The 12,860-nt window shown below is 64.9% G+C and carries 8 protein-coding genes; 3 read left to right on the forward strand and 5 right to left on the reverse strand.

The window, feature by feature from the left end; all coding sequences use genetic code 11:
- The first annotated feature begins 12 nt into the window (after positions 1-12).
- Positions 13-1,398: an amidohydrolase family protein gene (locus ACCD03_RS12100; RefSeq protein ID WP_413411731.1), complete on the forward strand. Its 1,386-nt coding sequence runs from the start codon at positions 13-15 to the stop codon at positions 1,396-1,398.
- Positions 1,399-1,402: 4 nt separating this feature from the next.
- On the opposite strand, the gene ACCD03_RS12105 is transcribed toward ACCD03_RS12100, so the two are convergent.
- The 4 genes from ACCD03_RS12105 to cphA (ACCD03_RS12120) all read right to left on the reverse strand — a co-directional run bounded on the left by ACCD03_RS12105 (position 1,403) and on the right by cphA (ACCD03_RS12120) (position 8,427).
- A complete protein-coding gene (locus ACCD03_RS12105) occupies positions 1,403-1,915 on the reverse strand; it encodes an N-acetyltransferase family protein (RefSeq protein WP_413411733.1) in 513 nt (170 codons plus the stop codon).
- Positions 1,912-2,526 (reverse strand): flavin reductase family protein, encoded by a 615-nt coding sequence (locus ACCD03_RS12110; protein ID WP_045202160.1) that lies wholly within the window; start codon positions 2,524-2,526, stop codon positions 1,912-1,914. Before ACCD03_RS12110 ends, ACCD03_RS12105 begins: the two co-directional genes overlap by 4 nt.
- Before the next feature lie 607 nt (positions 2,527-3,133).
- On the reverse strand, positions 3,134-5,701 hold the full coding sequence (cphA, locus tag ACCD03_RS12115) for a cyanophycin synthetase (protein ID WP_253535286.1): 2,568 nt from the start codon (positions 5,699-5,701) through the stop codon (positions 3,134-3,136).
- A gap of 53 nt (positions 5,702-5,754) precedes the next feature.
- Positions 5,755-8,427 (reverse strand): cyanophycin synthetase, encoded by a 2,673-nt coding sequence (cphA, locus tag ACCD03_RS12120; RefSeq protein ID WP_413411735.1) that lies wholly within the window; start codon positions 8,425-8,427, stop codon positions 5,755-5,757.
- A gap of 289 nt (positions 8,428-8,716) precedes the next feature.
- Between cphA (ACCD03_RS12120) and ACCD03_RS12125 the strand changes: the two genes are divergently transcribed.
- Both ACCD03_RS12125 and ACCD03_RS12130 read left to right on the forward strand, forming a co-directional pair.
- Positions 8,717-11,023: an ABC transporter transmembrane domain-containing protein gene (locus ACCD03_RS12125; RefSeq protein WP_413411737.1), complete on the forward strand. Its 2,307-nt coding sequence runs from the start codon at positions 8,717-8,719 to the stop codon at positions 11,021-11,023.
- A gap of 22 nt (positions 11,024-11,045) precedes the next feature.
- Complete coding sequence (locus ACCD03_RS12130; protein WP_413411783.1) at positions 11,046-11,516, forward strand: DUF1854 domain-containing protein; 471 nt, start codon at positions 11,046-11,048, stop codon at positions 11,514-11,516.
- 37 nt (positions 11,517-11,553) lie between these two features.
- On the opposite strand, the gene ACCD03_RS12135 is transcribed toward ACCD03_RS12130, so the two are convergent.
- The gene (locus tag ACCD03_RS12135; RefSeq protein ID WP_413411739.1) at positions 11,554-12,696 is read right to left on the reverse strand and encodes a serine hydrolase domain-containing protein; all 1,143 of its coding nucleotides are present in this window, start codon (positions 12,694-12,696) and stop codon (positions 11,554-11,556) included.
- Between the last annotated feature and the right edge of the window lie 164 nt (positions 12,697-12,860).

The following is a 12,860-nucleotide window of genomic DNA, read 5'->3' on the forward strand; positions in this document are numbered from 1 at the left end:
TTGGACAACTCCATGCACAACACTCAAGACATCCTCGTTCGCCGCCCCATGGCCGTCATGACCGGCTTGCGCGGCGACGCTGCCCGCGCCGGTGCGGTCGATATCCGCATCGCCGGCGGCCGCATCGCCGAGATGGGCGCGGACCTCATGCCGCGCCCTGGCGAGCGGGTTATCGACGCCAGCGATTGCATCGTCTACCCGGGCTGGATCAACACGCACCACCACCTGTTCCAGAACCTGCTCAAGGCCGTGCCGGAAGGCATGAACCAGGACCTGCAAGGGTGGCTGGCCAGCGTGCCGTATCCGCGCTTGCCGCTCTTCACGCCGGAATTGATGCGCACGGCTGCGCGGCTGGGCATGGCGGAGCTGCTGCTGTCAGGCGCCACCACCTGCGCCGACCACCACTACCTCTATCACGCAGGCGGCAGCACCGAATCGGGCGACATGTTGTTCAACGTTGCCGATGAATTCGGCATGCGCTTCGTGCTGTGCCGCGGCGGCGCCATCGAATCTGCCAGCAGCCACCCGGGCTTCTCGAAGACGGCGCTGCAGCCCGAGACGCTCGACCAGATGCTGGCCGACATCGAGCGGCTCAAGCACCGCTATCACGACGACGCCCCCGATTCGATGCGCCGCGTGGTGGTGGCACCGACCACACCGACGTTCTCGTTGCCGCCGGCGTTGTTGGTGGAACTGGCCCATGCGGCGCGCGGCATGCACCTGCGCATGCATACGCACCTGTCAGAGACCGACAACTACGTGCGCTTCTGCCGCGAGAAATACAACTGCCTGCCGGTGGAGTTCGTAGCCGAGCACGAGTGGCTCGGTCCGGACGTCTGGTTCGCGCACCTCGTGCACCTGCAGCCGTCGGAGATTCGCATGCTCGCGCAAACGGGCAGCGGCATCGCGCATTGCCCCGTCAGCAACAGCCGGCTGGGCAGCGGCATCGCGCCGGTGCCGCAACTGGCGGCGGCTGGTGTGCCGGTGTCTTTGGGCCTGGATGGCGTGGCGTCCAACGAATCGGGCAGCATGACCGGCGAGGTCAACACCGCTTGGCTGATCCACCGTGCCACCCAAGGCGCCAGTGCCACCACCGCTGAAGATGTCATTCACTGGGCGACCGCTGGCGGCGCGCGCGTGCTTGGCTTGAGTGAAGTCGGCACGCTGCAGGTCGGGCAAGCGGCCGATCTTGTGCTCTACGACATCAACCACCCGCGCTTCTACGGCTTCCACGACCCGGCGCTCGCGCCCGTGGTGGCCGGCGAGCCCATTGCCGTGCGCACCAGCATCATCGGCGGCCGTGTCGTGGTGGACGAAGGTGTGGTGTGCGGGCTGGATGTGGCACGCATCCGCGCTGAAGCCAGCCAGGGTGTGGCGGACCTGATGGCATGCGCCTGACGGGTCAGACGTCGAGCCGCAGCGCCATGTGTTCTTCGTCGTAGAAGCGGTTACCGACACGCATGGCGCGGCGCTCGATGCCGAAGGTCTCGAAACCCGCGTTGCGATACAGCGCTTGCGCACGCGGGTTTTCGGCGTTCACGCAGAGATGGATTTGCAACACCCGTGCAACACGCGCATGCGCAATGGCAGCGCTGAGCAGACGGCCGGCAATACCGTCTCGCCGATGCGCAGGGTCAACAAATACGCCCCACAGCACGGCCTTGTGCGCGACTTGCGCGAGCGCTTCACGCCGCAACCCGGCAATGCCGATCAGTTCGCGCCCCGCAAAGGCACCAAACACGATCTGATGCTCAGTCGCCCGGATGCGGTTGCGGGTTTCCTCCAGCGTGCGCGCCGACTCTTCATCGTGCGTCGGCCAGATGGCGGTGGGCGCGTCTTGAATGGCTTTCAGACGCAGCGCCTTGAAGGCCTCGGCGTCCTCGTCGTTCAATGAGCGAATGGCGATGTCGCTCATGGCTGTTTGGCCTCCACGGTGAATGCATCGCCGGTCTCAAAAAATGCACCGCCTGCGAGGTAATGCACGGTCTTGCTGCCCGCATCGGTAAAGTGCCAGCGGCCGTTGCTGAACAGCGCTGGGTCCGCCCAGGCGGCCGTCACTTCTGCGATGAAAAGGTCGTAGCGTTTCTCGTTGTGCGGCTCGGGAATGACGCGGCATTCCAGCCATCCTGCGCAGCCGGCCACCAGCGGCACATCGATTGTGCGGGCGGGCATGGTGGCAAGGCCGAGCGCATCGAACTTGTCGCCATCGCGGCCCGAGAGCGTGCCCACCGCGAGCGTGGTCTCAGCGATGGCCCGGGTGGGGATGTTCAGTGCAAAGACACCGGAAGCCTCGATCAGCTCGCGCGTGAGAGTGCGGCTGTCGACCACGACAAGCACCTTGGGCGGGTCAAAGTCGAGCGGCATCGCCCAGGCGGCTGCCATGACGTTGCGCACGCCGTTGTGGGCGCTGGTGACCAGCGTGGTCGGGCCGTGGTTTAGGAGGCGATAGCACTTCGGCAGTTCTACCGGGGCGAGTGTGGGGGGATTGGGCATGATGGCGCGGGGACTAAGGTGAGGCGTCATCATAGGCCAACGATGTTGAGGGTGGTTTGGTGTTGGTTTTTTTGTTGTTGGTGCATCCCTTGTTTCATCCCCTGCCGGGGCTGACTCACTTTCTTTGGTCTTGCCCAAAGAAAGTAAGCAAAGAAATGCGCGCCCGAGATGGCGAAAGATTCCTTGAATTTATGTCGCAGGGAGGGAGGAGAGGCAAACTCGCTGCGCTCAAACAGGCCTCCCCTCTTTTTCCTCCCTGCAACAGAAATTCAAGGCGCCATCTAGGGCAGGTACGTCAAAGGCCAAAGACAACGACCACGCCCTCGGGGCGCCAGCCCAAACGAAAAAGCCAACCGCGCGATGGGTTGGCCTTTCTCTTTTGACGTTGAGCCCTTGATGGCGCCTTGAATTTTCGTAAGCGGGCGGAAAAAAGGCGGGGAACTGTCTGAGCGAAGCGAGTTTTCCCCGCCTCCGCCCGGTTACGCAAATTCAAGGAGTCTTTCGCCATCTCGGGCGCGCCTTTCTTTTGCTTACTTTTCTTTGGCAAGACAAAGAAAAGTAAGTCGGTCCCGGCAGGGAACGAAAGGGGGATGGACCACAAAAAACAAATCCCAGCGAACCCCATCAACCGGGCCAAAACTCACTCCCCAACCCGCTTAGCAATATGCTCCAGTGCCTCCTCCACCTGATCAATCAAAATCAGGCAGAGATCACCTGGCTGCAACCGCCCCAGCGCCGTGTCGATCGCCAGGAATTCACCACGGATTTCATCAACGCGGCTCGTGCGCGATGCACCCTGCAGCCCTTCACGTAGCAGCGCGAGCACCTCGCCATCCTCACGCCCACGCTGACACTGATCCTCATACAACACGACGTCGTCAAACACGCCACCCAGAATCTGCGTCTGGCGACGGATATCCTCGTCGCGGCGATCGCCAGCCCCGCTGATCACCACCGAGCGGCGCTGGGCCGGCATGGTGGCCACGGCGTTGCATAGCGCCTGGATGGCGTCGGGATTGTGGCCGTAGTCGGCGATGAGCGTGGCGCCCTTGTAATCGAATACGTTGAAGCGGCCGGGCGCGGTGGCGGCGTCGTTCACAAAGGTCGCGAGGCCGCGGCGGATGATCGCCCAATCGATGCCAAGCGCCCATGCAGCAGCAATCGACGACATCGCGTTTTCAACCTGGAAGCCGATGGTGCCGTTGCGCGTAAGCGGAATGTCGGCCAGTGCAATGCGCGTTTCGTTGGCGCCTTCGGTGGCCACAATCTCTGCGCCATCGACAAACACCACGCGCTTACCCTGCGCGCGGTGCAGGGCCATGGTCGGCAGGCTGGCGTCATGCGCGAAGAACGTGACCGATCCGGGGCAGCCGTCGGCCATGCGCGCGACCATCGGGTCGGCGGCGTTCAGGACCGCCATGCCGCGCGGCGCCACGTTCTGCACGATCACGCTCTTGAGCACGGCCAGGTCTTCCACCGTGCTGATGTAGTTCAGGCCCAGGTGGTCGCCTTCGCCCACGTTCGTCACGACCGCCACGTCACAGCGGTCGAACGCGAGGCCTTCGCGCAGCAGGCCGCCGCGCGCGGTTTCGAAGACGGCAGCGTCGACGTCCGGATGCAGCAGCACGTTGCGCGCGCTGCGCGGGCCGCTGCAATCACCGGTGTCGATGCGCTGGCCCTGGATGTACACGCCGTCGGTGCCGGTCATGCCCATGCGCAGGCCACTGGTGGCGAGCAGATGCGTGATCAGGCGCACCGTCGTCGTCTTGCCGTTGGTGCCGGACACGGCCACCACGGGAATGCGCCCGTCGTCGCCGTCGGCAAACATCGTGGAGACGATCGCCTCGCCCACGGCACGGCCCTTGCCGTACGACGGCTGCAAATGCATGCGCAAACCCGGCGCGGCGTTGACTTCCACAATGCCGCCGGCCTGGTCCTCGAACGGCTTGAGCATCGTTTCGCACACGGCGTCCACGCCGCAGATGTCGAGGCCGACCATCTGCGCTGCCGCCACGGCACGCGCCGCAATAGCGGGGTGCACATCGTCGGTCACGTCGGTGGCGGTGCCGCCTGTGGAGAGGTTCGCGTTGTTGCGCAACACCACGCGCGTGCCCTTGGGCGGCACGGCGTCGGCGCTCAGGCCCTGCTTGGCGAGCGTGGCCAGCGCAATGTCGTCAAATCGGATTTTCGTGAGCGACGTGGCATGCCCTTCGCCGCGTCGCGGGTCGCGGTTTACTTCGTCGACAAGCTCACGCACGGTGTGCTTGCCGTCGCCAATGACTTGCGGCGGGTCGCGGCGTGCGGCGGCCACCAGGTGCTTGCCCACCACGAGCAGACGGAAATCGTGGCCCGGAATGTAGCGCTCGACGATCACGTCGGACGAAATGTCGGCCGCGACCTCATAGGCTGTCATCACTTCTTCGCGCGTGCGGATGCGCACGGCCACGCCCTTGCCCTGGTTGCCGTCGCGCGGCTTGACCACGACCGGGCCGTGGATTTCCTGCGCGGCTTCCCACGCCTCTTCGGCGCTGCGCACCGAGCGGCCCAGCGGTACCGGCACGCCGGCCGCGTGCAGCAGGGTCTTCGTCAGATCCTTGTCCTGCGCAATGGATTCGGCCACGGCGCTGGTCATGTCGGTTTCGGCGGCTTGGATACGGCGCTGCTTGCTGCCCCAACCAAACTGCACCATCGAGCCCTGCGTGAGACGGCGGTACGGAATCCCGCGCGCCACGGCGGCGTAGACGATGGAGCCGGTGCTGGGGCCCAGGCGCACGTCTTCGTCGAGCTCGCGCAGGCGGTGCAGCGCGTCGTCCAGATCGAACGGCTGGTCGTCGCGTGCGGCCAGGCAAAGTTGGCCGGCCAGCTCGAATGCCAGTCGGCCCACCTCCTCTTCGCTGTATTCCACGACGACCTGATATGTGCCGGGTTCGAGCGTCGGCTCGGTATGGCTGAACGTCACCGGGCAACCGGCTGCAGCTTGCAGGCCCAGCGCCGCAGCTTCCAGCGCGTGCGCAATCGATGGCGCGTCGGCTTCGTCATCTGGGCGCAACGGGCCAATCGCCGGAAAGCGCGCGCGCAGGCGGTCTTCAAAGCCCGGCAGTTCGGCCAGCAGTTGGGATTGATCCGAGCAGGCCACGATGGCTTCGATGGCCGTATGGCGGCACCAGAGGTTTGGGCCGCGCAAGGCCCGGATACGAGAGACTTCCATGCAATCAGCTTTCCGTTGTGCTTTGGGCGTTCTTTTGGATTCAGGCCCGATCGTCAGTTCTGGGATTCGGCGCGGCCCATCCACTGGTGTACCTGCTCGACGGTGCCCTCGATGGCGCACTCGTCGCATTGCAGGACCAGCAGGTCACCTGCCGTGAGCTGCGAGAGCGCCGCATCCACGACATCCCGGCGCTTGGCTCCTTCGACGACGACTTCAGCCACGCGACCGCCCGCCTGCAGCCCTTGTTTGAGCAGCGCGCGTGCTTGGCGATCGAACTCGGCATCGGTGCGCTTGACGCTGGCGTCTTCGCATAGCAGCACGCGATCGAACGTCTGGCCGATGACGGTGCCTTGCGCAATCAGGTCTTCGTCGCGGCGTTGCAGGCCGGCACCGAATACGAGCGTGCGGCGTTGGGCGGGGAAGTTGTCCAGCGCAGCGGCCAGGGCTTCCAGCGCCGAGGCGTTGTGCGCGTCATCCACCACGATGGTGGCGCCGTGGTGCTGGAACAGCGTGAAGCGGCCCGGTACATCCACCTGGCCCACATCGAAGGTGACGATACCGGCGCGCATCAGGTCGTTGGAAATGCCCAGCGCCCAGCCGGTGGCCACGGCGGCCAGCACGTTCTCAAGTTGGAACGGGACGCGGCCGGCGTAGGTCAGCGGAATGGCCGACACATCGGCCAGCGCCAGTTCGGTCGCGCCGGTGGCGAGCACCACCTTACCGTCACGCACGAACACGGCCCGTTTGCCAGCGGCGCGGTGCGCGGCAATGGCTTCCAGATCGCCCGACAACGCGAAGAAGATCACTTCGCCGTCGCACAGGTCGGCCATTTCAACGAGGCGCGCATCGGCGGCATTGAGCACGCCCACGCCAGACTTCAGCACAACGTCAATCTGCGTGCGCAGAACGCTGTACATGCGGTCTTCGTCTTCGACGTAGAAGTCGCCCAGGTGATCGGGCTTGCCGAAGTTGGTGACAACGCCAACCTGGCAACGGTCATACGGCAATCCTTGCGAGAGGATCATGCCGCTGTCGCTCTCGAACACAGCGGCTTCCACCGCGCGATTCATCAGGATGCGGTGGCAGGCGTCCCACGCAGCGCGGTCGCCATGACCGCCTCGGTTGTTGCTCGCCTCGACTTGGCGGCGGTCCAGGAACAGGCCATCGCTGCAGCCCAGGCCCGTGTGCTTGCCCGAGAGCTGCAGCAACTGCGCAACCAGCTTCGCGACGACAGTTTTGCCGTTGGTACCCGTGATGCCGACGATGGGAATACGGCCGTCGTCCTGCACGCCGTCCTTGTCGGAAAACAGGTGATCCACAATCGCGCGGCCCACAGGGCGGGGTTCGCCCTGGGCCGGTCGAATGTGCATCAGCAGGCCCGGCCCCGCGTTGACTTCCACAATGGCGCCGCGCTGTTCATCGAGCGGGCGCGAGATGTCATCGGCCACCAGATCCACGCCGGCAATGTCGAGCCCGACCACCCGCGCCGCCAGCGACGCATGCGCGGCCACGCTCGGGTGCACGCGATCGGTCACGTCAAAGGCGACGTTGCCGTTGCGCTGGATCAGCACGCTGCGGCCCGCGGGCGGTACGGCGCTGCCGTCGGCATAGCCCTGGCGCTTGAGTTCGAGGAGTGCGGCAGAGTCCAGGCGCACGCAGTTCAGCGGGTGTTCTTCGGTGCTGCCGCGGCGCGGGTCGGAATTGATCTGCGATTCGATCAGTTCTTCGATGGTCGAGGTGCCATCGCCGATCACCGACGCGGTTTCGCCCATCGCCGCCGCCGCCACGCGGCCGCCCACGACCAGCAGGCGGTGTTCGTTACCAGAGACGAAGCGCTCGACGATCACGCCGTTGCCTTCCTCGATGGCCACGGCATACGCCGTTTCCACCTCTTCGCGGGTCATCAGGTTCGTGAACACGCCGCGGCCGTGGTTGCCGTCGTACGGTTTGACCACCACCGGCACGCCGATGTCTTCGGCGGCGTCCCAGGCGTCTTCGGCGTTATCGACCATGCGGCCTTCCGGCACAGGCACGCCGCATGACTGCAGCAGGCTCTTGGTCAGGTCCTTGTCGCGCGAGATCGATTCTGCAATGGCGCTGGTGCGGTCCGTCTCGGCCGTCCAGATGCGGCGCTGGCGTGCGCCGTAGCCGAGCTGCACGAGATTGCCGTCCGACAAGCGGATGGACGGGATATTGCGATCATCGGCAGCATCGACGATGCAGGCGGTGCTGGGGCCGAGGCAATGTTCGTCCACCAGGTCGCGCAGCGTTTCGACGGCCGCATCCACGTCGAACGGGCGGTCTTCAATGGCCGCCATGACCAGGTCACGGGCGGCCAGCAGGGCAGCGCGGGTCACGTCTTCGTGCCAGGCACGGACGATCACCTTGTAGACGCCGCGCACGGGCGTCTCGCGCGCCTTGCCAAACCCGCCGGGCATGCCGGCCAGGTTCTGCAATTCCAGGGTGACGTGTTCCAGGATGTGGCCGGGCCAGGTGCCCTCCTTCAAGCGCATCAGGAAGCCGCCGCGCACGCCGGGGCTGCAGCGGTGCTCGATCAGCGTTGGGAGCCATGTCGAGAGGCGCTCGTAGAAACCCGGAATCGTGTTGGAAGGAAAATCCTCCAGTTCACCAATGTCGACCCATGCCTCGAGCACTGGCCGATATGTCCACATATTCGGGCCGCGCAGCGACATGACATCGAGAATCTCAATGTCCTTCTTCTTCATTGAATTTGCTTGGAAGCAGGGGGCGATGTACCCGTGAATTGGTCCGTGGAATCGAACCGTTACCTTTCAATAACGTTACAACGGCGTCGGCGTTGACGTCTTGAGCCCGAAGTGCGTTGTGCAGCGCACCAAATGCCGGGCTGGCGTGGCTATGTATACTTGCGAGCAAAATTTGCAGGCCGCAACAATTGCGACGCCGCACTCTTGCCTCGATTTATGTTCGTCCTTTTCCCGTTTTGGGCTGTTTTTTGGCCATTTGGACGCGCTTTTTGAATTCTTTGCGCCACTGATGACCCAGTCCTCCCCATCGTCCGCCCCCACCGTCGCCCGCGCTCAGGAACCCTGGAGTGTCGCGCTGGCCCCGAGCCTCGCTCCAGAAGAAACCATCCTGGCCGGGCTGCAGCTGGATTTGGACGCAAGGCTGCATTTTACCCAAGGGTGGCTGGTTGTTACGAACCGGCGCCTGGTCGGCCAAGCCCCCGGCCAAAAGGATTTACAAAGCTGGGACATCGCCCCTGGCATGACGCTGGCCCACAGCGACCACGCCGGCGTCGGCACGCTGGAGTTGTCCGACGGACAGCGCCGGCTGGCGAGCTGGCGGTACACGCTGGGCCGCAACACCGACGCCCTGCGGCTGGCCGACGCGTTCGACGCCCAGCGCAATGCCCTGGCCACCGGTGCCCAAGCCGCGCACCCCGACGCGGAGGTCTGCCCCACCTGCAAGGCGCCCCTGCCGCCCGGTGAAGAGAACTGCCCGCAATGCAGCCGCGAACTGGAGCAGCCGCCCTCGACCTGGGCGCTGCTGCGCCTGTGGCGCTTCGCCCAGCCGTATCGGTGGGAATTGCTGGCCGGTTTCGCCCTGCTGCTGATCGGCACGGCCGCCACGCTGGTGCCGCCGTACCTGACGATGCCCTTGATGGACAAGGTGCTGATCCCCTACCAGAACGGGCAACCAGTCGATTACCGCCTGGTCACGCTCTACCTTTCCGGCCTGTTTGGCGCCGCGCTGGTGGCGTGGGTGCTGGGCTGGGCGCGCACTTATCTGCTGGCGCGCGTGTCCGAGCGCATCAGTGCCGACCTGCGCACAACCACCTACGAGCACCTGCTCAAGCTGTCGCTCGAATACTTCGGCGGCAAGCGCACGGGCGACCTGATGGCACGCATCGGCTCGGAAAGCGACCGGATCAGCGTGTTCCTGTCGTTGCACCTGCTCGATTTCGCGACCGACGTGCTGATGATTGCGATGACGGCGGTCATCCTGGTCTCGATCGACCCCTGGCTTGCGCTCGTCACGCTGGTGCCGCTGCCGTTCATCGCGTGGATGATCCACCTGGTGCGCGACCGCCTGCGCCACGGCTTTGAGAAAATCGACCGGATCTGGTCGGAAATCACGAACGTGCTGGCCGATACGATCCCGGGCATCCGCGTGGTGAAGGCCTTTGCCCAGGAAAAGCGCGAGGTGACACGCTTTGCCGAGGCCAACAAGCACAACCTGGCGATCAACGATCGCGTCAACGCGGTCTGGTCGTTGTTTACCCCGACCGTGACGCTGCTGACCGAAGTCGGGCTGCTGGTGGTATGGATTTTCGGGATCTGGCAGGTCAGCCACGACGCCATTACCGTCGGTGTGCTGGTGGCGTTCCTGACCTATATCAGCCGCTTCTACACGCGCCTGGATTCCATGAGCCGCATCGTGTCCGTCACGCAGAAGGCGGCGGCCGGTGCCAAGCGCATCTTCGACATTCTCGATCATGTGTCGAGCGTGCCGGAGCCGGTCAAGCCTGTGCACATCGAGAAGGTGGACGGGGCAATCGAGTTGCGAGACCTGGGCTTCCGCTACGGCAACCGCGCGGTGATCCGTGGCCTGAACCTGTCGATCCAGCCGGGCGAGATGATCGGTCTGGTCGGGCATAGCGGCTCGGGCAAGAGCACGCTCGTGAACCTGATCTGCCGCTTCTACGATGTGTCGGAAGGCGCGATCCGCTTGGACGGCACCGATATCCGCTCGCTGCCCGTGTCGGAATTCCGCCGCAACATCGGCCTGGTGTTGCAGGAGCCGTTCCTGTTCTTCGGCACGATTGCCGACAACATTGCCTACGGCAAACCCGGCGCCACGCGTGAAGAGATCGTTGCCGCCGCGCGTGCCGCCCACGCCCACGAGTTCATCCTGCGCCTGCCGCACGGCTACGACTCGCTGGTGGGTGAACGCGGCCAAGCGCTGTCGGGCGGCGAACGCCAGCGTATTTCGATTGCGCGCGCGCTGCTCATCAACCCGCGCATCCTGATCATGGACGAGGCCACGTCTTCCGTGGATACGACCACCGAGAAGGAAATCCAGAAAGCGCTCGACAACCTCGTGCAGGGCCGCACGACCATCGCCATCGCGCACCGTTTGTCGACGCTGCGCAAGGCCGACCGCCTGGTCGTCATGGATCGCGGCCAGATTGTCGAAGTGGGCAACCACGATGAACTGCTCGCGCGCGAAGGGGCGTACTACAAGCTCTATCAGGCGCAGGCCCGCAATGTCGACGCCGACACCGATCTGACCAGCGACGGCGAGCGCGTGGACGCCGCCGCGCCGGCTTACGCGCAGTGATCCCCTATTTGAAATGACTGCGATGCAAACGCCCGATTTCACCCTGAGCCGCAACGGCTTCGGCAAGCTTGTGATGACCCTGGCGGATGGCACCGTGCATGAAGGCGTGGTGCCCGTGCGCGCGTTTCCGATCTCCGCCGCGGGCGAGGGCTTGAGCCTGATGAGCACCGACGGCCGCGAGCTGGCATGGATCACGCAGCCCGATGCGCTGCCCGCGCCGATGCGCGCGCTGATCGAAGCCGAACTCGGTGCGCGTGAATTCATGCCCGAAATCCGCAAGATCGTCGGCGTATCGACCTACGCGACGCCCAGCACATGGACGGTGCAGACCGACCGCGGCCAGACCGACCTCGTGCTGCGCGGCGAAGAAGACATCCGGCGCCTGACCGGCACCACGCTGCTCATTTCCGACAGCCACGGCATCCACTACCTGATCCGCGACCTGCTTGCGCTGGACAAACACAGCCGCAAGATCCTCGACCGGTTCCTTTAAGCCCGCGCGGCCACGCAACCGCGCCGCCGCGCCGCCGTTAGTGGGGCGACGGCTGCACGGCCGCCATGACTTGGTCGAGCAGGGTTTCGGCCTGCTTCCATGAGGCACGCTGGTTGTAATCGCCCGCGGTGGTGACGATCACCATGTCGAGCCCGGGCACGATCCACAGACGCTGGCCACCGTTGCCGATGCCACCGATCCACGCCTGTTCGGTGCCGCCGGCCACCACCTTGCCGAGCCACCACTGATAGCCGTACTGCAAGCCCATGCCGGTGTCGATGCGCGGGCGCGTTGATTCGGCAATCCACTCGGCGGGCACGAGTTGCCGCCCATTCCACTGGCCGTGCTGCAGCACGAGTTGGCCGATGCGCGCCAGGTCTCGGGGGCGCAGGCGCACGCCGGCAAACGCCAGCGGGCGGCCACGGTAGTCGTCTACCCATTCCCAATCGGTGATGCCCAGCGGTTCGAACAGTTGCTTGCGCGCGTACTCCGGCAACGACATGCCGACGCGCTCTGCCAGTAGCTGCGCCAGTACCGCCGTGTTGCCGCCGTTGTAGTTGAACTGCGTGCCAGCCGGCGCCGCCATCGGGCGGTCAAACACGTAGTGCGCCTGAGACGTGTGCCAGAACAGTCCGAACTCGTCGTTGTTCAAGAAGCTCGTCGCACGCCATTCGTTCCAGGCAAGGCCGCTCGACATCGACAGCATCTGCGAGAGCGTGATCGCCTCGCGGCCATCGCGATTCAGATCCGCCAGCCCGGGAAATAACGACAGCACTGGCGTGTCGAGCGGCGGCATCTTCCCCTGCCCTTGCGCAATGCCCCACAGCAGGCTCGTCACCGATTTGCTGATCGAGCGGATGTCGTGAAGCGTGCTGGCGTCGAACGTGCGCGTGGTGCGGAACAGGTCCTTCACACGCTCATCCTTGCCGGCGTGATAGACCTCCGCCACCAGATGGCCATGACGCACCACGAGCAGGCTGTGGAAGTTGATATCGGCGTCGGCAAAACTGCGCAAGACTGTGCAAAGGCGGCCGGAATCGAAACCGGCCGCAGCGGGGTCGGCTTCGGTCTGCCAGCCATCGTTCAACTGCGCGGGCGCGTCGCAGGGCGCTGCCTGGGCGCCGCCTACCGCGCAAACCAATGCCAAAGCGATGCCGATGCTGCGCAGTCGTAGCGTCATCCCAGCCCCCCATTGATGTGGCCCAAGTATCGTAACCGGCACTTGCAAGTTCAAGTGCTCTGCGACGAATGGTCGATCTGGGCGACCAAACGGCAGTGGATCGGCCATCCGGAGGAGCCTCCAGCCCGTGGCGGAACCTGGGCCCGCGTTACCATGTCGGACCA

The sequence above is a fragment of the Ralstonia sp. Ralssp135 genome (genome assembly GCF_047304345.1).
GTDB lineage: Bacteria > Pseudomonadota > Gammaproteobacteria > Burkholderiales > Burkholderiaceae > Ralstonia > Ralstonia chuxiongensis.

Bases quoted from the DNA above. Each gene is read 5' to 3' on its own strand.
- ACCD03_RS12110 (WP_045202160.1), bottom strand. From the start codon at position 2,526: ATGATGACGCCTCACCTTAGTCCCCGCGCCATCATGCCCAATCCCCCC.
- ACCD03_RS12135 (WP_413411739.1), bottom strand. From the start codon at position 12,696: ATGACGCTACGACTGCGCAGCATCGGCATCGCTTTGGCATTGGTTTGC.
- ACCD03_RS12100 (WP_413411731.1), top strand. From the start codon at position 13: ATGCACAACACTCAAGACATCCTCGTTCGCCGCCCCATGGCCGTCATG.
- ACCD03_RS12105 (WP_413411733.1), bottom strand. From the start codon at position 1,915: ATGAGCGACATCGCCATTCGCTCATTGAACGACGAGGACGCCGAGGCC.
- cphA (WP_253535286.1), bottom strand. From the start codon at position 5,701: ATGGAAGTCTCTCGTATCCGGGCCTTGCGCGGCCCAAACCTCTGGTGC.
- ACCD03_RS12130 (WP_413411783.1), top strand. From the start codon at position 11,046: ATGCAAACGCCCGATTTCACCCTGAGCCGCAACGGCTTCGGCAAGCTT.
- ACCD03_RS12125 (WP_413411737.1), top strand. From the start codon at position 8,717: ATGACCCAGTCCTCCCCATCGTCCGCCCCCACCGTCGCCCGCGCTCAG.
- cphA (WP_413411735.1), bottom strand. From the start codon at position 8,427: ATGAAGAAGAAGGACATTGAGATTCTCGATGTCATGTCGCTGCGCGGC.